At 36.5% G+C, this 24735-nt stretch carries 23 protein-coding genes and 6 tRNA genes; 23 read left to right on the top strand and 6 right to left on the bottom strand.

The features are described from left to right. Positions 1 to 6: 6 nt before the first annotated feature. The 6 genes from ACNFU2_RS13910 to ACNFU2_RS13885 all read left to right on the top strand — a co-directional run bounded on the left by ACNFU2_RS13910 (position 7) and on the right by ACNFU2_RS13885 (position 5396). A complete protein-coding gene (locus ACNFU2_RS13910) occupies positions 7 to 531 on the top strand; it encodes an O-acetyl-ADP-ribose deacetylase (protein ID WP_273650237.1) in 525 nt (174 codons plus the stop codon). After that, the gene (locus tag ACNFU2_RS13905; RefSeq protein ID WP_418122076.1) at positions 528 to 1214 is read left to right on the top strand and encodes an SIR2 family NAD-dependent protein deacylase; all 687 of its coding nucleotides are present in this window, start codon (positions 528 to 530) and stop codon (positions 1212 to 1214) included. The genes ACNFU2_RS13910 and ACNFU2_RS13905 overlap by 4 nt, the downstream gene beginning before the upstream one ends. Then, the gene (locus ACNFU2_RS13900) at positions 1214 to 2158 is read left to right on the top strand and encodes an ADP-ribosylglycohydrolase family protein (RefSeq protein ID WP_273650235.1); all 945 of its coding nucleotides are present in this window, start codon (positions 1214 to 1216) and stop codon (positions 2156 to 2158) included. The genes ACNFU2_RS13905 and ACNFU2_RS13900 overlap by 1 nt, the downstream gene beginning before the upstream one ends. Positions 2159 to 2266: 108 nt before the next feature. Next, positions 2267 to 2809: an RNA 2'-phosphotransferase gene (locus ACNFU2_RS13895; RefSeq protein WP_306613190.1), complete on the top strand. Its 543-nt coding sequence runs from the start codon at positions 2267 to 2269 to the stop codon at positions 2807 to 2809. 2 nt (positions 2810 to 2811) lie between these two features. Beyond that, on the top strand, positions 2812 to 3543 hold the full coding sequence (locus tag ACNFU2_RS13890) for a metallophosphoesterase family protein (RefSeq protein ID WP_306613188.1): 732 nt from the start codon (positions 2812 to 2814) through the stop codon (positions 3541 to 3543). A gap of 128 nt (positions 3544 to 3671) precedes the next feature. Beyond that, positions 3672 to 5396 (top strand): hypothetical protein, encoded by a 1725-nt coding sequence (locus ACNFU2_RS13885; RefSeq protein ID WP_273650233.1) that lies wholly within the window; start codon positions 3672 to 3674, stop codon positions 5394 to 5396. Positions 5397 to 5429: 33 nt separating this feature from the next. Here ACNFU2_RS13885 and ACNFU2_RS13880 read toward each other — a convergent pair whose 3' ends face one another. Both ACNFU2_RS13880 and ACNFU2_RS13875 read right to left on the bottom strand, forming a co-directional pair. Next, entirely contained in the window at positions 5430 to 6311 is an 882-nt protein-coding gene (locus ACNFU2_RS13880) for a cupin-like domain-containing protein (RefSeq protein ID WP_172281632.1), read from the bottom strand. Positions 6312 to 6590: 279 nt separating this feature from the next. Then, on the bottom strand, positions 6591 to 7472 hold the full coding sequence (locus ACNFU2_RS13875; RefSeq protein ID WP_172281630.1) for a cupin-like domain-containing protein: 882 nt from the start codon (positions 7470 to 7472) through the stop codon (positions 6591 to 6593). A gap of 276 nt (positions 7473 to 7748) precedes the next feature. Here ACNFU2_RS13875 and ACNFU2_RS13870 point away from each other — a divergent pair, with 276 nt between their 5' ends. Further along, complete coding sequence (locus ACNFU2_RS13870) at positions 7749 to 10451, top strand: carboxypeptidase-like regulatory domain-containing protein (protein WP_306613185.1); 2703 nt, start codon at positions 7749 to 7751, stop codon at positions 10449 to 10451. A gap of 61 nt (positions 10452 to 10512) precedes the next feature. On the opposite strand, the gene ACNFU2_RS13865 is transcribed toward ACNFU2_RS13870, so the two are convergent. Next, a complete protein-coding gene (locus ACNFU2_RS13865) occupies positions 10513 to 11007 on the bottom strand; it encodes a DinB family protein (RefSeq protein WP_172281626.1) in 495 nt (164 codons plus the stop codon). Between the two features lie 239 nt (positions 11008 to 11246). Here ACNFU2_RS13865 and ACNFU2_RS13860 point away from each other — a divergent pair, with 239 nt between their 5' ends. The 8 genes from ACNFU2_RS13860 to ACNFU2_RS13825 all read left to right on the top strand — a co-directional run bounded on the left by ACNFU2_RS13860 (position 11247) and on the right by ACNFU2_RS13825 (position 19460). Beyond that, positions 11247 to 12152, top strand: a complete 906-nt coding sequence (locus ACNFU2_RS13860; protein ID WP_273650231.1) for a GLPGLI family protein — start codon at positions 11247 to 11249, stop codon at positions 12150 to 12152. 135 nt (positions 12153 to 12287) lie between these two features. Then, positions 12288 to 12542, top strand: coding sequence for a FeoA family protein (locus ACNFU2_RS13855; protein WP_262888831.1), 255 nt, complete (start codon positions 12288 to 12290; stop codon positions 12540 to 12542). Continuing rightward, complete coding sequence (gene feoB / locus ACNFU2_RS13850) at positions 12542 to 14575, top strand: ferrous iron transport protein B (protein WP_273650230.1); 2034 nt, start codon at positions 12542 to 12544, stop codon at positions 14573 to 14575. Before ACNFU2_RS13855 ends, feoB begins: the two co-directional genes overlap by 1 nt. After that, positions 14575 to 14727 (top strand): hypothetical protein, encoded by a 153-nt coding sequence (locus ACNFU2_RS13845; RefSeq protein ID WP_273650229.1) that lies wholly within the window; start codon positions 14575 to 14577, stop codon positions 14725 to 14727. The genes feoB and ACNFU2_RS13845 overlap by 1 nt, the downstream gene beginning before the upstream one ends. 89 nt (positions 14728 to 14816) lie before the next feature. Beyond that, on the top strand, positions 14817 to 16199 hold the full coding sequence (gene glmM, locus ACNFU2_RS13840) for a phosphoglucosamine mutase (RefSeq protein WP_172281617.1): 1383 nt from the start codon (positions 14817 to 14819) through the stop codon (positions 16197 to 16199). A 110-nt stretch (positions 16200 to 16309) separates the two neighbouring features. After that, complete coding sequence (locus ACNFU2_RS13835) at positions 16310 to 16825, top strand: Crp/Fnr family transcriptional regulator (protein WP_418122070.1); 516 nt, start codon at positions 16310 to 16312, stop codon at positions 16823 to 16825. 74 nt (positions 16826 to 16899) lie between these two features. Next, positions 16900 to 17871, top strand: a complete 972-nt coding sequence (locus tag ACNFU2_RS13830) for a quinone oxidoreductase family protein (RefSeq protein WP_273650227.1) — start codon at positions 16900 to 16902, stop codon at positions 17869 to 17871. Between the two features lie 209 nt (positions 17872 to 18080). Beyond that, positions 18081 to 19460 (top strand): tetratricopeptide repeat protein, encoded by a 1380-nt coding sequence (locus tag ACNFU2_RS13825; protein WP_172282417.1) that lies wholly within the window; start codon positions 18081 to 18083, stop codon positions 19458 to 19460. A 48-nt stretch (positions 19461 to 19508) separates the two neighbouring features. Here ACNFU2_RS13825 and ACNFU2_RS13820 read toward each other — a convergent pair whose 3' ends face one another. Genes ACNFU2_RS13820 through ACNFU2_RS13810 form a run of 3 tightly spaced genes read right to left on the bottom strand, consistent with a single transcriptional unit; the run spans position 19509 to position 21471 of the window. Continuing rightward, positions 19509 to 20393 carry a DMT family transporter gene (locus ACNFU2_RS13820; RefSeq protein ID WP_273650226.1) on the bottom strand — a complete coding sequence of 295 codons (885 nt, stop codon included), beginning with the start codon at positions 20391 to 20393 and terminating at the stop codon, positions 19509 to 19511. Continuing rightward, positions 20377 to 21033: a leucyl/phenylalanyl-tRNA--protein transferase gene (gene aat / locus ACNFU2_RS13815; RefSeq protein ID WP_273650225.1), complete on the bottom strand. Its 657-nt coding sequence runs from the start codon at positions 21031 to 21033 to the stop codon at positions 20377 to 20379. The genes ACNFU2_RS13820 and aat overlap by 17 nt, the downstream gene beginning before the upstream one ends. A gap of 60 nt (positions 21034 to 21093) precedes the next feature. Beyond that, complete coding sequence (locus ACNFU2_RS13810; RefSeq protein ID WP_172281607.1) at positions 21094 to 21471, bottom strand: DUF3127 domain-containing protein; 378 nt, start codon at positions 21469 to 21471, stop codon at positions 21094 to 21096. 179 nt (positions 21472 to 21650) lie between these two features. On the opposite strand from ACNFU2_RS13810, the gene ACNFU2_RS13805 reads away from it, so the two are divergent. The 8 genes from ACNFU2_RS13805 (at position 21651) to ACNFU2_RS13770 (ending at position 24728) form a co-directional block, all read left to right on the top strand. Then, positions 21651 to 21732 (top strand) — tRNA-Leu (locus ACNFU2_RS13805). A gap of 8 nt (positions 21733 to 21740) precedes the next feature. Next, positions 21741 to 21816, top strand: a tRNA-Gly gene (locus tag ACNFU2_RS13800). A gap of 6 nt (positions 21817 to 21822) precedes the next feature. Then, positions 21823 to 21906, top strand: a tRNA-Leu gene (locus tag ACNFU2_RS13795). A gap of 114 nt (positions 21907 to 22020) precedes the next feature. Further along, positions 22021 to 22102, top strand: a tRNA-Leu gene (locus tag ACNFU2_RS13790). Positions 22103 to 22110: 8 nt separating this feature from the next. Then, positions 22111 to 22186 (top strand) — tRNA-Gly (locus ACNFU2_RS13785). Positions 22187 to 22192: 6 nt separating this feature from the next. Further along, positions 22193 to 22276, top strand: a tRNA-Leu gene (locus tag ACNFU2_RS13780). A 230-nt stretch (positions 22277 to 22506) separates the two neighbouring features. After that, positions 22507 to 23631: a chromate efflux transporter gene (chrA, locus tag ACNFU2_RS13775; RefSeq protein ID WP_273650223.1), complete on the top strand. Its 1125-nt coding sequence runs from the start codon at positions 22507 to 22509 to the stop codon at positions 23629 to 23631. Positions 23632 to 23732: 101 nt separating this feature from the next. Beyond that, on the top strand, positions 23733 to 24728 hold the full coding sequence (locus ACNFU2_RS13770; protein ID WP_273650222.1) for a phosphotransferase: 996 nt from the start codon (positions 23733 to 23735) through the stop codon (positions 24726 to 24728). Positions 24729 to 24735: the final 7 nt, after the last annotated feature.

Raw genomic sequence — 24735 nt, 5'->3', positions numbered from 1 at the left:
AATTAGATGAGCCCACTTATTGAATTAATAAAAGGCGATATCACTAAAGTAAAGGCTGATGTTATTGTAAATGCGGCAAATTCGTCTTTACTTGGAGGAGGTGGTGTTGATGGGGCTATTCATCGTGCAGGTGGAAAGCAGATATTAAAAGAATGTATTCATATAAGAAATAAACAAGGAAAATGTAAAACGGGCGAGGCGGTTGTAACTTCTGCAGGAAATCTTCCTGCAACTTATGTTATTCATACCGTGGGACCGGTCTGGAATGGTGATGAAGAAGCAAAAGAATCGGTGCTTTTAGCTAATTGTTACAGGAATTCTTTACTATTAGCAGAGAGTCTTGATGCTAAAACAATAGCTTTTCCGAACATTAGTACCGGAATTTATCATTTCCCGAAAGAATTAGCAGCAAAAATTGCTATTAATGAAGTTCAAAATTTTTGGACAGAAAGGATTGAAAAAATTATTTTCGTTTGTTTCGATAATGAAAACGAAGCAATTTATGACAAACTATTAAAAGAAAAACAATGAAAAAACTAACCATATTAAGCGGTGCAGGAATTAGTGCCGAAAGCGGAATAAAGACATTCAGAGACGGAGATGGTCTCTGGGAAAATCATAATGTAACAGATGTGGCTAGCCCTGAGGGCTGGAGGAGGGACAGAGCATTGGTTTTGGAGTTTTACAATCAGAGACGCCGCCAGCTTCACGAAGTAGAACCTAATGATGCCCACCGGCTGTTAGCAGAGCTTGAGAAGTATTTCAATGTACAAATCATTACTCAGAATATAGATGATCTTCATGAAAGGGCAGGATCAACCAACATCCTCCACATCCATGGAGAATTGTTTAAGTCATGTTCGAGTCATAACAAAGACCTGATCTATGAGCAAAAAGATGATATTAACGAGGGAGATAAAGCTGAAGACGGATCTCAGTTAAGACCATTTATCGTTTGGTTTGGAGAAGATGTGCCTTTATACAATGTAGCAAGAGAAAAGGTAAAAGAAGCAGATATTTTAATTGTTATCGGAACTTCCTTGCAGGTATATCTGGCAGCAGGTCTGATACATGAAATTAAAGATGATTGTCTTTTGATCGTTATCAATCCCAATGAAACGGAGTTCGGATATGGTAAAAGAGCTGTAGTGATGAAAGAAAGTGCAACAAGAGGAATGAAATTATTGTTTGATAAGCTTGTAAATATGGCATAATGGAGAATGTGGTAAAATCTGGAATTTTCGGCGTTTGTGTTGGAGATGCGTTAGGGGTTCCTGTTGAATTTAAGAAAAGAGAAGATTTAAAGAAATCACCGGTTAAAGGATATTTGGAATATATGTCTTGGAATCAGCCTAAAGGAACCTGGAGTGATGATAGCTCTTTAACACTTTGTCTGGCGGAGGAGCTTACTAAAGGATATGATTTAGAGAAAATAGGACATAGTTTTGTTAAGTGGAATAAATATGGACATTGGACGGCTCATGGAAAACTTTTTGATATTGGCGGAACAACAAGACATTCTATTGCAAGGCTGATAAAAGGCGAAAGCGCAAAATTTTCAGGAAATATCTTTGAGGAAGATAATGGAAATGGTTCATTGATGAGAATTCTTCCATTAGCTTTTTATCTTGAAAAACAAGAGGATATCGACATGCTTTATAAAACAATTAAAGAAGTTTCTGCTATTACCCATGGCCATTTTCGCTCAGTATTTGCCTGTTTTATCTATATTGTTTTTGCTATCCAATTAATAAAAGGGAAAAGAAAAGAAGAAGCATATGAGTTTATGCAAAAAAGAAGTTTAAAATATGCAGAAATCAAAGGCTTTAATCCAAATGAAATTAAGCTTTTCGATAGGCTTTTAAAAAATGATATTTGGAAATATACTGAAGATGAAATTAAAAGCGGAGGATATGTTCTACACAGTTTAGAAGCTTCTTTATGGTGTTTTATGAATTCAGAAAGTTATTCTGAAGCGGTATTGAAAGCGGTTAACTTAGGTGAAGATACCGATACTACAGGGGCAATAACAGGAGGAATTGCTGGAATTTATTATGGTTTTGAAAATATTCCTGAAGACTGGATTTCAGAATTGGTAAGGAAGGAAGATATTGAAAAACTATGTGAAAAGCTGGAGACAAAATATTTTAGTAAGTAATAGAGCAATGAATACTATAAGTGAATATTTTAAAATATAATTGAAACAACAGGAATTCAAGTAAGATCTGATCCTGAAGAATATCATTGCTAAATAAAAAACATAATCATGAACGAAATAGAAAATAAAAGAATAAGTAAATTTTTAAGCCTGATTCTCCGTCATCAGCCAGAAACAATTCATCTGCATTTAGATGAAAATGGTTGGGCGGATGTGGAAGAATTGATTACAAAATCGGCTCGCAAAAGAGTGCATTTTACGATGGAGGAATTAGATAAGGTCGTAGAAACAAATAACAAAAAAAGGTTTGCTTTTAACGAAGATAAAACGAAAATACGAGCTAACCAGGGACACTCTATTGATATAGATCTGGCATTGATTCCTCAGCAGCCTCCGGAATATCTCTACCATGGAACTGCAGAAAGTAATATCAGCTCCATTATGGAAAAAGGGATTGAAAAAAGAAGCAGGCAGCATGTTCATCTGAGTGCAGATAAAGATACTGCTACAAAAGTGGGAATGCGTCACGGAAAACCTGTAATTTTGACCATCCGGACAGGCAAAATGTCTGAAGAAGGAATTCAGTTCTATCTTTCAGACAATGGAGTCTGGCTGACGGATTTTGTTGACACGAAATATATTTCAAAGTAAAAATGAAGAGAAAGTTAGTAATAGGTGATATTCATGGAGGTTTTAAAGCGCTGATCCAGGTTCTTGACCGGGCTCAGGTAAAAAGTGATGATCAATTAATCTTTCTTGGAGATTATGTAGACGGCTGGAGTGAATCTTCCCATATTATTGCCTTTCTGATTGAACTTTCAAAAAAGCAGGATTGTATTTTTATTAAAGGAAACCATGATGCCTGGTGTGAAGACTGGCTTTCTTTCGGGGAAACTCCTGAAGTGTGGCTCAATAATGGGGGGAGAAAGACTATCGAAAGTTATGATGCCTATTCCAAAATAGAATTACAGCAACATTTGGAGTTTTTTCAGCATATGAAAAACTATGATGTAGATGATCAGAACCGTTTATTTATTCATGCCGGATATTCTTCAATGCACGGCCCGGAAAGAGAGGTCTATTCCAGCAATTACCGATGGGATCGGACGCTTTGGGAAACGGCTGTTTGTATGGATAAAAAGCTGAGCAAGAACTCTGAATTATATCCTAAAAGGCTGCTTTTGTATAACGAGATATTTATTGGGCATACCCCTACTATTGACCTGGGAAGCAAAGAACCTCTACACAAAGCCAATGTCTGGAATCTGGATACCGGGGCTGCTTATACAGGATCATTGTCCATTATGGATGCAGACACCAAAGAGTTCTGGCAGAGTGATCCTCTTCCTGCTTTATATCCTGATGAGACAGGAAGGAATGGGTAGCTGCTAATCGAGAAATCAATGATAATCAGAGACATTCTTACTTCTTTAAAAGAACCCCCCGGTCTTTATGATTAACCAAAAGATTCATCAATAATTTCAGTAATTTTATAATCTGAAATTTTATCTTCATGAAACTTAAATTTGTTCTATTATTACTTAGTTCTTCATTGTTTTTTTCACAGAAATCTTTCCAGACGCCTTTTGAAAAAGGAAATGGCAACCAGACCGTTACCTATGATGAGATGAATAACTATTACCAGGATCTGGCTAAAAAATTTAATACAATTCAATACCTTAAAAAAGGGGAAGATGATAACGGAAAGCCCATCTATCTTGTTATCTATAATCCGTTTCCGGAAAAAGATATTGAAAAGCTGAGAAAAGAAAAAGCAATCCTTTTTGTTAATAATGGAATCCATCCGGGAGAACCGGACGGAATTGATGCAACCATGATGCTCATTCGGGATCTTGCCACAAAAAAAATAAAGACTCCACAGAATTTTATCATAGCAGCTATTTCGGCATATAACGTAAGCGGAATGCTGAACAGAGGGTCTTACTCCAGAGCGAATCAAAACGGTCCGGAACAATACGGATTCAGAGGAAATGCCAGGAACTATGATCTGAATAGGGATTTTATTAAAGCCGATTCTAAAAATGCCAGAAGTTTCCAGGAAATATACCAGTGGCTGAAGCCGGATGTCTTTATCGATAACCATGTAAGCAACGGGGCAGATTACCAATATACGTTTACCTATATTTCAACTTTTAAAGAACGCCTTGGAAATGTACTGGGAAATTATTTTTACAATGATTATCAGGCAAAGAACCTGCAGGATTTAAAAAAACTGGGATATGAGAGCACTCCATATGTGAATATTCATGGGGATGTCCCTGAAATCGGATTTGCAGCCTTTGAGGATTCACCACGATACTCAACGGGATATACTTCTTTATTCAACTCATTGGGCACGGTTCCGGAAACGCATATGCTCAAACCTTACGACAAAAGGGTTGATGCAACGTATAAGTATATGCTTGTTAACCTTCAGAATCTGGATAAAGAGTATAAAAAGATCAAAGACTATCGTATTGAAAACCTAAAGCAATATCAGCCAGGAAAACAATATGGTATCCGCTGGAAGATTGATTCTACAAAATTTTCCACGATGGATTTTAAAGGATATGAAGGAAAATATAAACCCAGCGAAGTATCCGGAAAACCAAGATTGTATTACGACAGGACAAGTCCTTTTACAAAAAATATAAAATTGTTTACGACTGCTGTTCCTACGGGTTACATTACAATTCCAAAATATTATGTCATTCCGCAGTCCCAGTACAGGGTTATTGAAGAATTCAAAAGGAATAAAATAGAAATGAAACCGATTCAAAAGGACAGTGCAATAGCGGTGGAGTCCTATAAGATCAATGATTTTAAAACGGTTAAAAATCCGTACGAAGGACATTATCTTCATTATGAAACAACGGTTGATAAATCCGATAAAAAAATGAATTTCCTGGAAGGTGATTATATAGTTTCTACACAACAGCCGGGAGTTAAATACATTATTGAAACCCTTGAGCCGGAAGCATTGGATTCCTTCTTTAACTGGAATTTCTTTGATGGTATTCTGGCACAAAAGGAATATTTTTCAGCATATATCTTTGAAGATACCGCGGCTGAACTATTAAAAAAAGATCCTAAACTGAAAAAGGACTTTGACGATAAAAAATCATCAGATAAAAAATTTGCAGATGATGGTGCTGCTCAGCTAGACTGGGTTTATAGACATTCTCCTTATTTTGAAGAAAAGACATTCAGGCAATATCCGGTGTATAGGATTTTGTAAAAAGTGAAGGCGTTTCAGATGAAACGCCTTTTTTTATTTTGGTAAGCCTCTTTTTAAAGCATAATTGGCTCGTTCAACAGCTTTTTTCTCTTTCCAGTCCATATACCTTTTTTTGAAATTGGACTTCATGATATCATCAAATTTACGCTGTACCGTAAGATTCCATAAAGAGTGTGCCTTTACTGCCCAGGATTTATCCCAAGCCCTTAAGGAAATAGAGAAACTTCCGTCCAGATACTTCATCCAGTGCCACCATCCTGTAGGCATAAACAAGGTGTCTCCATGTTCAAGGAAGCATTCAATACCTTCCACTCCGTCAAGCGCCGGGAATTTAGTGAAATCAGGATTCTCAATATCGTAATCTTCCAGAGCATACGTAGCATAAGGAATCTGATAAAGTCTTTCTTTCCATTTGTAATCAAAGAGCATGATATGTTTTCTGCCATTGAAGTGCGTATGGAAGATATGCGCCATATCGATATCAAAATGAAGGAAAGTAACCGATCCTTTTCCTCCAAAGAACATATTCGGATATTTATCAAGGAACCCTCCCATTAATTCTTTGGGAGAAATATAATCTTCAAGAAGTTTTGGAGCAAATTTAATCGGATCAAAAAGGAAGATTCTAAGATCTGTAGGCTCTTTCTGAATCAAATCGATATAATCTCCAAATTTCATTTTGGCTGCAGATGCATTGATGGGAGCAGACGGGTCAGCCTTTGAGCTGTCATATAAGGGGACTTCTACATCACCTACCGTTTCCTTCATATAATCCATTGTCCATTTTTGATATGCAGGCCATTTTTTTGCCATGTTTTTGATGACAACGGGCCTTCTCGGCTTTAGATATTTTTCGTAGAAATCTTCTTTACTGATATCGTCTACAACATCTATAGGCTTTAAAATAATTCCCATTCTGTAAATTTTATGTTACAAAATTATTAAATTAAATAAATATAATATTGTGTTTAAGTTTTTTTTAATCTATGATTCAAATCACTATCATAAATATTTAGACCAGATAAAAATAATAAAAAGAAGTGTAATGCAATAGTATTTTATTTATCATGCGTAATAACTAAAGGACTCCACAAAATTTAGAATTCAATACAAATAGTCTTAGTATCCAACAAAAAATTATGGGTTTCGATTGGATCAAAACCTATGATTAAGAATTTTGTAAAATAAGAATATTTACTTAGGCAAGCCTCTGCGTAAGGCTATTTCCGCTCTTTTTATGGCTATTTTTTCCTTCCAGTCCATATATTTCTTCTTGAAATTGACCTTCATGATATCATCGAATTTACGTTGTACCGTAAGATTCCAGATAGAGTGGGCCTTTACAGCCCAGGATTTATCCCATGCCCTTAAGGAAAGAGAGAAACTTCCGTCCAGATATTTCATCCAGTGCCACCATCCTGTAGGCATAAATAAGGTATCCCCATGTTCCAGAAAGCATTCAATACCTTCGATCCCATTCAGTGCGGGAAATTTGGTAAAATCAGGATTTGAAATGTCATAATCCTCCAATGCATAGGTGGTATAAGGGATCTTATATAATCTTTCTTTCCATTTATTTTCAAAAAGAATAACGTGCTTTCTCCCGTTGAAGTGGGTATGAAAAATGTGGGGAAGGTCTATATCATAATGCAGAAAAGTAACGGACCCAGTTCCTCCGAAAAACATGGAAGGATATTTATCCAGGAAGCCGCCCATTAAATCTTTTGGAGAAATATAATCATCCAGCAGCTTATTGGCATATTTAATAGGATCAAAGAAAAAAATACGAAGATCGGTAGGTTCTCTTTGGATCAGGTCTATATAATCGCCAAACTTCATTTTTGTAGTAGGGGTATTGATCGGTGCTGAGGGATCAGCTTTGGAACTGTCATATAATGGAACTTCTACGTCTCCTACTGTCTCTTTGATGTGGTCCATTGTCCATTTTTGATATGCAGGCCATTTTTTTGCCATATTTTTGATGACAACAGGCCTTCTCGGCCTTAGGTATTTTTCGTAGAATTCTTCCTTAGTAATGTCATCTACAATGTCAATAGGCTTTAAGACAATTCCCATTTTATAAATTTTATGTTACAAAACTATTAAATAAATATTGATATTAAGTAAATTAAGATTTATTTAACCTATGGCTTTAATCATTTATTTTATTTAGTCAAAATAAAATGAAGCAAAACTTATATCCCTAAAATACACAAACAAAAAAAACCAAAAAAAATTATCACTAAAAACATAGTGAAAAACAGTGTTTTAACTTATTTGCCTGAAATGCATCTCTATAGAGGTGTAACAAAAAACACCGAATAATAACTAATTAAGCAAATAACTAGAATTATGAAAAAGAATATTACTTTATTTCTGATGATTTTTCTTTCTGTGCTTACTTATGCGCAAAAGACGATTACAGGTAAAATCACAGATGAAGATGGTGTTCCTATTCCAAGCGCAAGTGTAACGGTAGAAGAACCGGGTAAAGATGCGATCTTAGCTTATGGAATTACCAATTCAAAAGGGGAATATAAAGTAACTTTTACTACAGCAGAGTCTAATGTTGATTTGAAAGTAAAGGCATTTAACCAAAAACCATTAACTAAACAGATAAGCAACAGTGATCAGACGCTAAGTTTTAAAATGCAGTCTGAGGCTACCGAGATCAAGGAAGTTCAACTGAAAACCAAGATGATTACGGCGAGAGGGGATACCATTGCGTATGATCTTAAAGCTTTTGACAGTAAGAGTGACAGGACACTGGCTGATGTGATGAAAAAGATTCCTGGTATTGAGGTTAATACGGACGGAACGATACTTTATCAGGGGAATGCGATCAATAAATTCTACGTTAATGGGAAAGACCTGATGGAAGGAGGATACGGAACGATTAATAATTCTTTACCAAAGGATGCTGTACAGAAAGTTGAAGTGCTTGAAAATCACCAACCTGTAAAAATTCTTCAGGATAAAGTACCTTCCGACCAGGCGGCAATCAATATTAAATTAAAGAATTCCGTTACCATGACTGGTAGAGGAGAAGTAGGAACAGGATTTGGAGAACCTTGGCTCTGGAATGTGAAACTGACTCCTATGTTCTTTGGACAGAAAAGCCAATGGGTAGTTAATTATAAAACCAATAATATGGGAGAGCAGGTTGAAAATGAAGGAAATATATTGGCTTTTGGAAACAGGTTCGAAGGAAAGAGGATTAATGCCTCACAAAATGACTGGCTCACTGTAGAAAATGCAGACACTCCCAGCCTTCCGGTAAAAAGATACTTATTAAATAATGTCCACTATTTATCCGCTAATTATTTAACCAATATCGATAAAAAGAAAGAATGGGAACTTAAGGCCAATGCCAACTATACAAATAATGCAGTAGAAAGAGAAGCTTATAATAGGAAAGATTATTTCGATGGAAGTTCTAATACAACTAATATTCTTAATAATTTTTATACGGATAAAGCTAAAGGAGAATTGATTTTTACAAAAAATGCAAAAAAAGGATTCTTCAAGAATACAACAAGCTTTTCTCAATACTGGAATGCAGACAGAGGACTGGTAGACAGAACCGACCTTACTTCCGGAAAACAAAGAAATGCAGGGGAAAGCCTTGAATCTCCTACGACATCATTTCAAAACTCCTTAAGTACGATTATACCATGGAAGGAAAAAATGGTGAACCTTTTATCCTATGTAAGCTATCAGACAGACAGGCAAACATTGGAAGTTTCTCCAACATCATATCTGGATATCCCTGGATTTAAAGTGTTACCGAATTCTGATTTTGTTACCCAAAACCTAAGGCTTAAAACTTTTGAGGCAAATCATTCTGCAAATATTGGATTTTCTACAAAGGGATGGACCTTTACTCCTGAAGTAGGATTTAATTTCAAAACAACGGATCTGGTTTCAGACCTGTATAACATTGAAACAATTCCGTCCACGAATCCGAATGATCTACCGACACTTTCTACCGCATACAGCAATGACCTGAGATATTCCACAGCAACTCCTTACGGAAGTTTAGGGGTTAATTATAAAAATGATTCCTGGATGCTTTATGCCAACATCCCGGTCAATTCTAATAATATTAAAGCGGAGGACCCGTTCAGAAATGTTTCTAAAACGGTTAATAAAGTTACATTTGAGCCAAGTGTTTTTGCTCAATATACATTTGCTTCATTCTGGAAAGCGTCGGTAAACGCGAATATCAATAATAATTTTGGAGAAATTAATACAGCATATTCAGGATTCTTGATGACTTCTCCAAGTGGAATTAATGCAATGGATCCAAAAAATCCGATTCCTCAGAACAACAATAAATCAGCAGGAACAAGAATTGAATACAGAAACCCGCTGAATAATTTATTCTTTAATGTAAACTACAGATATTCCGATGCGAAAAGAAACCTGATTTCCAATCCTACAATCAATGGTGCGGGATATACAATAATGAATTACAAAGAACAGGATAATCATGTATTGAATAATGGATACAGTGCAGAAGTTGGAAAGTATTTTCCAAAGTTTAAAACCAATGCCTCCCTTAGCTATAGTAACAACACCGTGAAATCAGACCTGTTTTTAAATAATGATTCCTATACCAACAAGAATAACAGCCAGTCGTACGGAATTAAATTCAATAATACTTATTTCAGCTGGATGAGTATAGATTATAACGCAAGTATTTCCCGAACAAAACAGACCAGTGTTGGAAAGGTTAGTTCTAACGCTACCAGAACAGGCTTCACCCATAATCTTGGACTTTTCTTCTATCCTATAGAAAACCATACAGTCGGGTTCAATTGGGATCAGGTGAACACAAATGCAGCTGAACAGAAGTACCATAACGGATTCTACGATGTGTCCTATCAGTTTACCTGGGCTAAAAAGAAAATAGATTTCGAACTGAAGTGGATGAATATTGCGAATAAAAAGGTATTCGAAACCTATGATATTAATACGACCAATATTACCTATACGAGATATCAGCTTCGTCCAAGTCAGGTAATGTTTACCGTGAAATTTAACTTCAAATAATAAACTACATAAACAGAAAAAGCCAATCCCAAGGGATTGGCTTTTTCATTTAAACTATATTTTAAAAGCTTTGTACGTCTGCAGACGGACCGTAACTTCCCGGCAAAGGAATATCATTGAGCCTGTAGTATACTCCCAGCTGAGCTCTGTGGTGGGTAATTTGATTTAAACTGTGGCGGATTGATGCATACTTGGTCCATTTTGCCAATTCATGCCCATTATGTTTTAAAGCCCAGGTAGAATTCAGGTCATCTTCTTTTGCATTTTCCAATGCGTCGATACCCGATTTATAGTTCTCATCCAGTTTTTTTAATAAATCTTCTTTCGTAGCAGACGTGGTTGGATGTTGTGCGGTTCCAAAATCCAGTTCAGATGTTTTCAGCATGGTGTTGGGCCACTCAAAAACATCAGCAAGATGGTTGGCAAGCGATTTCATTTTCATACTTTTTTCGTGAGGAGCATACTCATTTTTGTCATCGGGATAGAGGTCAAAAAATTTTCTGGTGGTTTGATACTCACTATCAAGTTCGGATTTTAATTGAGCTAATGTGTCCATTTTAATTTTGTTTTTAGGTATTTAAAGTTAAAACTTTTATAGCTATAAAGGTTTTGACGACATAATAATCTTTAAAAATGAATATGAAAAAAGAAGATGCCACTGAAAATAATTTTTTATATAGCTATTAACCTGGCGGAGCCATATTTCCGGGGCTTACCATAAAGAACTTATAAATAAAGAGAAAAAAGTTGTAACATTTTTGATACAATAGCAACTAATAAGTAAACATTATTACAATGAAAAAGTTGCTTTCAGTATTCTTAATTGCTCTTTTTGCTTTTGCCAATGCTCAGGAGTCTAAAGAAACTGCAAACCGTTTCTTTTACGAACTTACTTTTAAACCTAAAAAAGATTCTACTAAAATAGATAAGGTTATTACGATATTGGATATTACAGATAAAAACAGATCGATTTATCAGGATTATACCATTATCGCACAGGATTCGATCCTGAAGGTGGAAATAGAAGCAATGCAGAAGGCAGGTGTGATGAAAGACCTTTCAAAAACAATCAGACAGCCTAAAATTTCTGCCAGGGTTTATAAATTTTATCCAAGCATGAAAGTGCAGTATGTTGATAAAATTGCCAGTGGATTTACTCCAAGTAATATCGGATATAACGAGGAGCCGAAATTCAACTGGAATATTCTTACCGACAAACAAAAAATAGGAGCTTATAATACACAAAAAGCAACCACAGAATTCGGAGGAAGAAAATGGACAGCATGGTTCAGTACGGATCTGCCTTTTCCTGACGGTCCTTACAAGTTTTCTGGTCTTCCGGGTCTGATTGTCAAGATAGAGGACGATGCAAAAGATTATTCATGGGTGCTTCAGGGAAATAAGAAGGTGAAAGATTACACAGAATATTCATACGTAGAAAACCTGATGCAGGCGAAAGGAGGAAAGGTAAACGAACTGACCAGAGAAAAATTCGAAAAAACGTATAACGATTTCAAAAAAGATCCTTTTGCTACTCTGAGACCGATGATGACACAGGACATGCTTTCCAAGACCATACCGGGAATGGATGGAACTGTAGGTGATATGTTGAAGAAACAGGAAAAACAATACAAAGATTTCTTTAATGCCAATGATAACCCGATTGAGAAGGTTGAAATAACTGACAAAAAGAAAAAATAGACATTCAATTAACTAAATTATATTTTATCAAATGAACCCAAATGTTTTTACAGCATTTGGGTTTATTTTTTTTAAGACTAAGGTTATTTAGATTAAATTTAAATAGCGTACATTTGCATGTACAAAAAGCAGGCTTTGAAAGAGAAGGATTTACATAAATTAAGCGGATTCCCTAAGAACAAAATGGGGAAGATATTGGGTTATGATAATGATCATCTAAAGATGCCAAACAAAATTATAGAAATGGGTCTTTTACCGGAAACCGTTTTCAGGATTTTGTATCAGGCTCCATTTAGTGGTCCCATGTATGTGGAATTTGGAGATGAAAAAAGCCGTATAGCTCTCAGAGAAGAAGAAGGGGATTATATAATTGTACAAGAATGGGATTAATGCAGGAAAATAAGAAAAAAAAGGTACTTTTAGTTGGAAATCCGAATGTAGGAAAATCTACGGTTTTCAATACACTCTGTAATAAAAAACAGAAGACCGGGAATTATGCCGGTGTTACTGTAGCAAGCTATTCCGGACATTACAGCTACAAGGATGAGGAAGTGGAAGTGGTGGATTTACCGGGTTCTTACAGTATATATCCGAGCTCTGAAGATGAAGCTATCTTTTCAAAATTTCTGATCGATGAGCAGCAAAACTATGCCGGAGTTGTTTATATCCTTGAGGCCTTAAGTTTAAAAAGGGGGCTTCTTTTGTTTCAACAGATCCAGGATCTGGGTATTCCTCTTATTTTGGTAGTTAACCAGATCGACCAGGCTCAAAGACGCGGGATTGATATCGATATCCAGCAGTTCTCAAATGCTTTAAATATTAAAATTATCCAAACCAATGCTAAAGAGCAAATCGGAATAGATCAGATAAGGGAAGCTGTTTTTAATAATGATTTTAAAAAAACGGAAAAAACTTCTTTTGAAATTCCGAATGAACATAAAGATTTTATAGCAAAAATTGTGGCTCATAAGGGCTTGGATAGTGATTATGAAGCCTGGATGAGTATATCATCGGGAGTAGAACTCAGCAAAATAGAATCTGTTCATGATATTCTCAATAGTCCGGATGCTAAAAGTCTGGTTCCGAAGAGACTACAGGTTCAGGAGACAGTAAGAAGATACCAGAATGTTGATAAGATATTAGCGAATGTAATCACTAAAAAGCCACAGTTCAAAGAACTGCTTACCGAAAAGCTGGATAAAGTTTTGGTGCATAAGTTCTGGGGATATGTGATTTTCATGCTGATCTTACTTATTATATTCCAAAGCGTATTCTTCCTTGCGGAGTATCCGATGAACTGGATCGAAAGTTTCTTCTCATGGCTGTCCGCATTCACTGGCGAGTATCTTCCTGAAGGACCGGTAAATTCACTTGTTTCTAATGGAATTATCCCGGGATTAGGAGGGATTATGGTATTTGCTCCTCAAATCGGAATTTTGTTATACTTCTTATATCTGTTAGAAGATTCAGGATATATGGCAAGAGTAATCTTCCTGATGGATAGATTTTTAAGGCCATTTGGACTCAACGGGAAAAGTATTGTCCCATTGGTTTCCGGAACAGCTTGTGCGATCCCTGCTGTGATTTCCACACGTAATATCGAAAACGTTAAGGAAAGACTCCTGACCATTTTAGTAACTCCTTTCATGACCTGTTCTGCAAGACTTCCTGTATATAGCATCATTATCGGCTTGGTTATTTCAGACAAAAGCTTTTTAGGAATAAAGTATAAAGCTCTGGTATTAATGGGAATGTATCTGTTAGGATTTCTTGTCGCTTTATTTTCAGCAGCCATCTTAAAAAGATTTATTAAAGATAAAGGTAAAACATACCTTGTAATGGATTTGCCTACTTATAAAAAACCATTGTTCGGATATGATTTCAAAATGGTTTTAGGAAAGGTTTGGGACTTTATAACGGGAGCAGGAAAGATAATCTTTATTGTAAGTATTATCATCTGGTTCTTAAGTTATTTCGGACCGGCACAGAAGACCAATCAAATGGTTGCTACAGATGTTAAGCTGGATCACTCCTACCTTGCAAAAATGGGTAAGGCTATAGAGCCGGCCATTGCTCCTTTGGGTTATGATTGGAAAATGGGAGTAGGAATCATTACCAGTTTTGTAGCTAGAGAAGTTTTTGTAGGTACAATGTCTACCTTATACAGCCTGAGTGATGATGCTCCTGAAGTAAAAGTAATTGACAAAATGAGACACGATGTGAAACCAAACGGTGAAAAAGTGTTTAATTTTGCAACAGGAATCTCTATCCTTTTATTTTATGCATTTGCAATGCAGTGTGTTTCCACACTTGCAGTAGTCTACAGAGAAACAAAAAGCCTTAAATGGACAGGCTTTCAGGTTGTTATGATGACTGGTTTGGCATATTTTGTGTCTATGTTTATTTATCAAATTCTAAAATAATGAACTCTTCATTAATTTTTCAATATATTATCGTACTACTCATTGTAGGATTCGCCTGTTACTCTCTTTTCAGAGTGATCAGAAAGAATTTTGCACCTAAAAAATTCAGCTCTAAAGGAGGAGGTTGTGATAAAGATTGCGGTTGTTCATAAATTTGTCACACAAATAATGTAAATAATTTCTAATTTTGCTCAGCCTTACGCAGAATATAAATAGAATTTAAACTTACAAAAGACCTACAATGTCATTAATTAAAAGTATTTCAGGAATCCGGGGAACGATCGGGGGAAAAGTAAATGATAACTTAACTCCACTTGATGTGGTAAAGTTTGCTTCCGCTTTCGGGACCTGGCTTCAGAACAATAAAAACAAAAAAAACTTAACGCTTGTTATAGGAAGGGATGCAAGGATTTCCGGTGGAATGGTTTCCTCTCTGGTAACGGCTACATTACAGGGACTGGGGATCAATGTTATTGATCTCGGACTTTCTACAACACCTACCGTGGAAATTATGGTTCCGGAACTGAAGGCGGACGGAGGAATTATCCTTACCGCTTCCCATAATCCAAAACAATGGAACGCCCTTAAATTGTTGAATGAAAAAGGAGAATTCATCAGTGGTGAGAACGGGGCAGAGATGCTGGCAATCGCTGAAAGTGAAGATTTCAACTTTGCGGAAGTAGACGATTTAGGGAAATATGAAACAAGGGACGATGCCTTTGATATTCATATCCAGCAGATCCTTGATCTTCCCATGGTAGATGTTGAAGCCATTAAAGCCAAAAAATTCAAAGTTGTTTTAGACGCTGTGAATTCTACAGGTGGAATAGCGATTCCGATGTTGCTGGATAAACTTGGATGTGAAACCATAAAACTGTATTGTGAGCCTAACGGACATTTTCCGCATAACCCGGAGCCTCTGAAAGAACATTTGGGAGACATCTGCGAACTGGTAAAAAAAGAAAAAGCAGATTTCGGAGTGGTAGTGGATCCTGATGTTGACAGGCTGGCTCTGATCGATGAAAAGGGAGAGATGTTTGGAGAAGAGTATACATTGGTTGCAGTGGCGGATTATTTATTAAAACATAAAAACGGAGTTGCCATATCCAATCTTTCTTCGAGCCGTGCATTGAGGGATATCGCCCGGAATCATAATTCTGAATATTTCGCAAGTGCGGTAGGAGAGGTAAATGTTGTTACCCTGATGAAAGAGAAAAATGCGGTTATCGGAGGAGAAGGAAACGGAGGAATTATTTATCCTGATCTTCACTACGGAAGAGACTCTTTGGTAGGCGTTGCCCTTTTCCTTACTTATCTGGCAAAAGAAAACAAAACCGTTTCAGAGCTGAGAGCAGGATATCCAAGCTATTTTATGGGGAAAAAGAAAATTGAACTTACCCCTGAAATCAACGTAGATGATATTTTAGCCAAAATGGAAAAAGAATATCAGAACGAAGAAGTTTCTACCATAGATGGAGTGAAAATAGATTTTGAAAACAACTGGGTTCACCTTCGTAAATCGAATACGGAACCTATTATCAGAGTCTATACTGAGGCCAAATCCCAGGAAGAGGCAGATCAGCTGGCAGACCAGATTATAGCGAAAATAAATAGCCTGATTTAAAAAGATGAAAGAACGGAACTTTATGTTCCGTTCTTTTTTTATATTTAAATATGTTTGAGCATCTAAAAGCAAAGTTTCCGTTTCCGAAAACAAAATGTGTCCGATTTATCATGGAATTCAAACGCATTGAAGTACCGGCAAAGACCATTCTTTTAAAAGAGAATGAGGTGTCCTTGCACGCCTATTATATTGAAAAGGGATTGGCAAGAGCCTGGTATAACAATGACGGAAAGGATGTTACTTTTCAGTTTTTTACTGAGAATACCATGTTTTCTTCTTTGGAAAGCTTCAGAAAAGGTCTGCCGAGCATGGTTTCCTTTGAGACCATAGAATCTTGCATTTTATGGAAAATAGATAAGCCGACCGTTGACCAGATTTTAGCAGAAATATATAATGATCCTGAGCTGAGGGATCGCTTTATGGATTCAGTCTTTGAGAGAACATTTGATTATATGAAACATTTCTTTTCATTTATAAAAGACAGTCCTCAGCAACGTTACCTTGATCTTGCAAAGGAGAAACCTGAAATCATTAAAAGAGTTCCCCAGCATTATATCGCTTCTTACCTCGGAATTACGACCGTCCACCTGAGCAGAATAAAGGCCAAAATCCTCAAAGGAGGCTAGCGAAGTAAACTGATAACAAATGTTATTGCAGCAAGGGTTTCCTTCATCATAATTTTGTATAAAAATTAAAAAGAATGAAAGCAGCAGTAGTATTTGAAAAAGGAGCAACTCCTCAATATGCAGATTTTCAGGATCCTCAAGTTACGAAGGACAATGAGCAACTCGTCTATGTAAAAGCAGCATCCATAAAACATTTGGACAGGGCCAGAGCAAGCGGAAAACACTATTCTACGGAAAATGAGGAACATCAGCCTAAAATTATAGGAAGTGACGGGGCCGGAATATTGGAAAACGGAAAAAGAGTATATTTTTTCAGTAAAAGAGGAACGGTTGCAGAAAAAGCAATAGCTGATAAACATATGACTGTTCCCATTCCTGATGGATTGGATTTCGCTACAGCATCAGCATTACCTAATGCGATTATGGGCTCAGCAATGGGATTAAGGTTTAAAACACAATTAAAAACAGGAGAAACGGTCCTGATCAATGGAGCAACAGGGGTAACCGGAATGATTGCTGTACAGATCGCAAAATTATACGGAGCTAAAAAAGTACTTGCCACGGGTAGAAATGAAGAAGCATTGCAGGCGCTTCGGGAGTTGGGTGCCGATGAGGTTATTTCCCTGAAAATGAATGATGGGGAGTTTATGCAGAAAATAAAGGAAATTCATAGCCAGACTCCTATTGATGTAGTACTGGATTACATCTGGGGTCATTCTATTGAGCTTCTTCTGTCTGCGATAAAAGGAGATGGAAATTTTTCCCACAAAACAAGATTGGTGTCCGTTGGAGGAATGAGCGGAGACACTATTCAGCTGTCGTCACAGATACTCAGAGGAACTGATCTTCAGATTTCCGGTTCCGGATTGGGAAGTTGGACTCCTGAAGAGTTTAAGTTGTTGATTACGGAAATTATCCCTCAAATGTTTCAGGCTGCAGCAGAACGAAAAATAAGAATGGAAACTGAAGTTATTGATTTAGAAGATATTGAATCGGTATGGCAAAATGAAATTCCTAACAGAAAAAGGTTAGTCGTGTTAATTTAATGTGAATCCCTCTTTTTATCCACATTTCTTTCATTATATTCTTCTTTTTACTATCTTTAGGATAGAAAATTACGAAAACATAATTCAAAAAAAAGTCGCAAATTTGCAGTAATTTTGAATTAACAATCTCAGAAGTAGTATATTAATTAAATAAGTTTGCCGAGGTTCGCAAGTAAATTCGGGCGTTGGCTGACGGAGGATACAGTATATTGGAAGAATATTTTGGAAATGAACTGGTAAAAAAGTTCGAAGAAATGATTGAAAATAATGATGAATTCTACTTCGATACAGAAGAACTGGAAGACATTATTGTTTATTATCTGGAGCTGGGCGATTTTAACTATGCGGATAATGCTGTTAACTATGGCCTAAAGCTTCATCCTAATTCATTGGACATCAAGATCAAAAAGCTTGAAGTTCTTTTGGAGTGGGAAGATTATAATACGGCAAAAGAGCTAATAGACGAGTTAAAGGCTTCATCTATGGAGCACACGGACTTTTTAGTTTGCTACGCCAAGTATTATTCGAATTTGGGAAATCCTAGAAAATCCATTGAAATTTGTAAAAAAGCATTAGAACTGAAGGAAGAAGAAAACTTTCTTCACAACTTTATTGCGGATGAATATGTGAACTTAGGAGATCCTTTCAACGCTCTTAAACATTACAGAAAAGCATTGAAAGAAGACCCAACGGATGAATATGCGTTGGAAAACTGTATGATCTGCTTTAATGATTTAAAAAAGAGCGAGGAGGCTATTGCCTTTTTGAATGAATATTTAGATGAATTTTCTTATTCTGAAACCGCATGGTATGAATACGGACAGTTCTATTTCAACAGAAAGAATTATGAAGAAGCGATTAAAGGGTTTGATTATCTTTTAGCGATCAATTCATCTTCTGTAGGAGTATATGCGAATAAAGCAGCTTGTTACGAAGCATTAGGGCAATATAAAAAAGCCATTGAAGTATATGAGGAAATGCTGGAGTTGGAATATACCAAAGCATTTACTTACTATAAAATCGGATTATGCTATAAAGCAATGAAGCAGCCGATTATCGCATTGAACTCTTTTCAGAAATCATTGAGGGAAGATCCTCAGTTCTATCTGTCTATGATGGAGCAGTCTTATTTGTATGAGGAAATGGGGGGAATGGCTGAAGCGCTTCATTTTGCAAAAGAGGCAACGCATCTGAATGACAGCAACCTTGATTATCAAAAAAGGCTTGCATTTTTATTTATTGATGCTGGAAAATTTGAAGAAAGCCTTTCCTGTTTGAAAAAGCTTGTAGCTTCAGAACCCTCAAGGTTTTACAACTGGTATGCCTACTCAGAAGTGTTAATGCTTTTGGGTGAATACGAAGAAGCCGTTACGATTTTATACAAAGCTATAGAAAATCATAACAGGGCAGAATTGTATTATCAGCTGAGCAACTGCTATTTCAACCTTAGAGATCAGGAAAAAGGAATTGAAACCCTTCAGAAGGCATTAGATCTGGACCCGACTCTTGTTCAGGATATGCAGAAGAAATATCCTTTCATTAAAGATGGGGTAAAAAAGGCTAAAGCCAAAGTGAAGAAAAAGAATTAACGAATCAATAATGGTTCTTAAATAAAAAATCCTGCAGTAATGCAGGATTTATTTTTTTACGGCAGGTTTTGTCCTTAAAAAGATCAAACCTCCTATAATGATCGCTGCGCCTACAAACTGGAGGAAAGTTAATTTTTCGCCATCCAGAATGCCCCAGATAATGGCAACAATAGGCATCAGTAAAGTAACGGTTGATGCAAAGAGCGGAGACGATACTTTCAGGAGCCTGTAATTCATGGTCATGGCCAGTCCTGTTCCGAAAATCGACAATAAGCTTACAAAGAGCAATCCCGTCATATTGTCTTTTGAAAAACTAAACTCCGAGAAAAACCCGGTTAATGCTAAAGCAATGATCGAAGGAAAAAAGAGTACAAAAGAGAATATAAATGAGGATAAAATAACAGAAGACAATTCCATAAGCTTCGATTTTACAGTGGTCGTACTTATCGCATAGCATAATGTAGCCAGCAATAACAAAGCAATCGGAATCATTTTAAATTTCGCTCCGTCTCCTCCTCCGAAAGCGAGGATACATACTCCCGCAAAACTAATACAAACTCCTATAATCTGATGTTTTGTGGTTTCAAATTTCCATACCAGTGCGCCTACGATAATCACGCAAATGGGCATCATAGAATTGATAATCCCTGCAATACTGCTGCTTACTTCTGTTTCTGCAATAGGAAAGAGGAACATCGGGATAAAATTCCCAGTGATCGCCGCCAAAATAAGCCACTTGATGTGTTTTTTAGGAAATAGTTTATACTTCGAAATTGCGATAGGTAATAATATGATCCCTGCTATAAGGACCCTTAGTGCACCTACCTGAAAAGGATTAAAATGTTCTAAAGATTTTTTAATTAAGATAAAAGAAGATCCCCAAATGAGACTGAGCAGCAGTAAGAGGATCCATTTTTCATTGTGTGCTTTCATTATTTTTGTGTAAGTAGTGTAAGAATTGTTTTTTGGGGATCATCCTTGCGCCGAGGCTTTCCAGATGTTCTGTATGAGACTGACAGTCAATGAGATCAAGCTGATCTTTATAAGTTTCCACAAAATGGATAAAGCCTGCTTTGGAAGCATTGCTTACTTTGGCAAACATACTTTCACCACAAAAGACGTTACCGATCTGGAGGCCGTAAAAGCCACCTACCAGTTCACCCTCTTTCCAAACTTCTATGCTTCTTGCCAACCCATAGTCATGAAGTGTGATAAATGATTCCATAAGTTCATCGGAAAGCCAGGTTCCGGCCTGGTCGACTCGGTTTATCTGCTGGCAGTTTCTGATGACTCCCCGGAAGTCTTTATTCTCAGTAAAGGTGAAAACTTCGCGATTGAGTATCTTACGCATCGATTTGGAAACCTTTAGTTCATCAGGGAACAAAACAAAACGGGGATCAGGACTCCACCAAAGAATTTCCTCCCCCGGATTGAACCAGGGAAAAATGCCCAGCTGATAGGCAAACCAAATTCTTTCTACCGATAAATCCCCTCCGAAAGCTATAACCCCTTCGTGCCCGTCATAAAGTTCCGGATCAGGAAATGAAATCTCGTTTTCGTCTAATCGAACCATGTTGAGGAAAAAAAATCCCACTTAAAAAGCAGGATCTATATTTTTAATCGTTGTATCTAATTAAAAAGGTAAATCATCATCTTCGTCTCCCGCAAATGGATTTTCATTTGAAACCGGAGATCCGGATTGTGAAGGAGCTGCCTGAGTAGGTTCTGATCCGTTATCAAAAACTTTTTCTACTCTCCATCCTGTGATAGAGTTGAAGTATTTGGTTTCACCCTGAGGAGATGTCCATTCTCTTCCTCTGATGTTGATTCCTACCTTTACATTTTCTCCTTCCTTAAGGTTGTCTAATAAACTGATCTTGTCAGACAAAAATTCTATGTTTATCGGCTGTGGATACTGCTCCTGAGTTAAAATAACCATTTCTCTCTTTTGAAATCCGCTTGCAAATGTCTGAGCATCAAAAAGTTTCTTTACCGTTCCTTGTAATTCCATATCGTATATATTAACGATGTAAAAGTAAGAAAATGAAATGTAATAAAAGGGGTCAGGAAAAAAAAATGCAGAAATTTTAATTTTTTTTGAAAAAAGCCTTGTGATTGTAGAAAATTGCCCTATATTTGCACTCACAAAAACGAAAGAAGTTCTTTTAAAATACAACTTAACCAAACAATGCGGATGTGGTGTAATTGGTAGCCACGCCAGACTTAGGATCTGGTGCCGTGAGGCGTGGGGGTTCGAGTCCCTTCATCCGCACAACGTTTGCGAAAATAGCTCAGCTGGTAGAGCACAACCTTGCCAAGGTTGGGGTCGCGGGTTCGAATCCCGTTTTTCGCTCCACTCCATGCCCTGGTGGTGGAACTGGTAGACACGCAGGACTTAAAATCCTGTGCCTCTTTTGGCGTGCGGGTTCAAGTCCCGCCTGGGGTACTAATCCTCTGTAACTTTGTTGCGGAGGATTTTTTTTGTTTTTTTTTAAGTTGTATTTATTATATTTGTAAGAATAATGCTGAGGATATCTGTAGTTACAGATCAGCAGAACCAGCGGATGTGGTGTAATTGGTAGCCACGCCAGACTTAGGATCTGGTGCCGTGAGGCGTGGGGGTTCGAGTCCCTTCATCCGCACAACGTTTGCGAAAATAGCTCAGCTGGTAGAGCACAACCTTGCCAAGGTTGGGGTCGCGGGTTCGAATCCCGTTTTTCGCTCCATTCCACGCCCTGGTGGTGGAACTGGTAGACACGCAGGACTTAAAATCCTGTGTCCGCAAGGACGTACGGGTTCAAGTCCCGTCTGGGGTACAACCCTCCGTAACTTTGTTGCGGAGGGGTTTTTATTTTTAGAACATACCTCATTGCTACTTCTTATTTATTATACCTGAGGTTATACATATTTTATAATTAAAATTTAGAAAGAGAAAAGAAATAAGTAATTTCATATCTCAGTGTGAAGCTTAAATTGGATCACTCCAAACAAGAGTGAATCTATTATGGGATTATAGTTTTTTTGATAGACAAATACATAAAAAATTGTGGGGAAAGAAAATAATCTGAAAGAAGTTGCCGGTGTTTTCCTGAAACTGGGAGTTACAGCATTTGGAGGTCCTGCCGCTCATATTGCCATGATGCAGCAGGAAGTAGTAACAAAACGGAAATGGATGTCTGAGGAGCATTTTCTTGATCTGATCGGAGCAACTAACCTTATCCCAGGTCCCAATAGTACAGAAATGGCAATTCATATCGGGCAGGAAAGGGCCGGTTGGAAAGGACTGATTGTAGCTGGATTATGTTTTATATGTCCTGCTGTTATCATTACTTTATGTTTTGCATGGTTATATAAAGAATATGGGCAGCTTCCACAAGTTCAGCCCTTTATATATGGAATAAAACCTGCTATCATATCTGTAATATTATCGGCTGTTTTTCCCCTCGCAAAAAAATCTTTAAAAACCATCCCACTATGGATTATTGGTATTAGCGTGCTGATGCTTTCTTTCTTAGGAATTAATGAACTCTTTTTATTATTCGGAGCAGGTATAATCGCAATGCTATTTGCAATCATAAGACAGAAAAATACGACCAACTCACTTATTCCACTAACTTTACTACAGATTCCAGATTTTAGCTCTCTGTCACAAAGTAATATTAAATTATTTCTAATTTTCCTTAAAATAGGAGCTATTCTTTACGGAAGCGGATATGTCCTGTTTGCTTTTTTTGATACAGAATTGGTGGGAAGAGGTTTATTAACAAGACAAGAACTATTAGATGCTATAGCTGTTGGACAATTTACACCAGGACCCGTCTTTTCATCGGTTACTTTTATTGGTTATCAAATAAATAACTGGTCAGGAGCTTTGGTTGCTACGTTGGGTATCTTTTTTCCTTCATTTATTTTTGTAGCATTACTTAATCCAATCGTAAAGATGATGAGGGGATCAAAAACATTCTCATCTTTCTTAGATGCAGTCAATATTGCGTCAATAGCTATTATTTTAAATATATGTTATGAAATGGCAAAAGATAGTATCGCAGATTGGAAAACAATAATTATTGCTGTATTATGCATTATTTTGATGTTTACTTTCAAAAAAATAAACAGTGCATGGATTGTTATGCTGGGAGCTTTTTTAGGATATATTTTACAAAAGATGTAAGATATTCCCCCAATTTAGTAAAAATAATTTAGTAAATATAAGGCTGAAAATTACGAGCAAAACTGCATACACATTATAACTCAACTACGAACGAAAAACTAATGACAGAGAAATTTCCTACCATAAATAGCACGCTTTCACCAAATGAACTTGGTAAGTTTATTCAAAGAAATTATAAATTAACCGAGAAAACTGAATGCAAAGTATTCCGGCTTGCCATGAATCATTTATACATTGTTCATGATGACGAAAATAAATATGTTTTTAGAGTTTATACACATAACTGGCGATCTCAATTAGAAATTGAAGAAGAGCTAAAACTTTTAATTCATCTAAAAGAAGCAGGGCGACAAGTTGCTTTTCCCATAGCTGATCAATCGAACAATTTCATTCAGGAAATTGAAGCATCAGAAGGAACACGATTTGGTGTTTTATTTTCATATGCTAAAGGCATAAAAACAGCAAAATTCTCCCACCAAACAAGTTTTCTGATTGGACAGGCATTAGCAAAAGTTCACCAATCCACAGAAAATATTGAACTGAAGAGAATAACCTACAATGCTCAAAATTTGCTTAAGAATCCTATTATAAGAACTAAAGAATTTTATAGTAAAAATGTTAGCGAAAATGAATTTTTAGAAACACTTTCTGCTTTTTTAACGCAAAAAATGGAAAGTACGGACAAACGTAAAATGAGATATGGAGCTGTTCATCTCGACGTTTGGTTTGATAATTTACATATTGATAATGAAAAAGAAATAACATTTTTTGACTTTGATTTTTGTGGCAACGGTTATTTATGCTTTGATATTTCCTATTTTCTATTTCAGTTGTTTACAACTCATTTGAACGAAGAAGAATATCAGGTAAAAGCCGATAGTTTCATTAAAGGGTATGAAACTGTAACTAAAATTAGTAACGAAGAAAAAAAGTTTTTGCCCTACGCATGTTTAGCAATTATGACCTACTACATAAGTGTTCAGTGCGATAGATTTGAATATTGGACAAATATTTTCTTGAATGAAGATCATTTAAAAAGGATGGTTGGGAATTTAAAACGATGGATCGCTTATCAAAAAATTGATATTAATAATTAAAAAAGGA

This window comes from Chryseobacterium sp. PTM-20240506, from assembly GCF_048296755.1.
GTDB lineage: Bacteria > Bacteroidota > Bacteroidia > Flavobacteriales > Weeksellaceae > Chryseobacterium > Chryseobacterium proteolyticum.
Note: the sequence above shows the minus strand (reverse complement) of the source record. Positions and strands in the feature narration are given on the sequence as shown.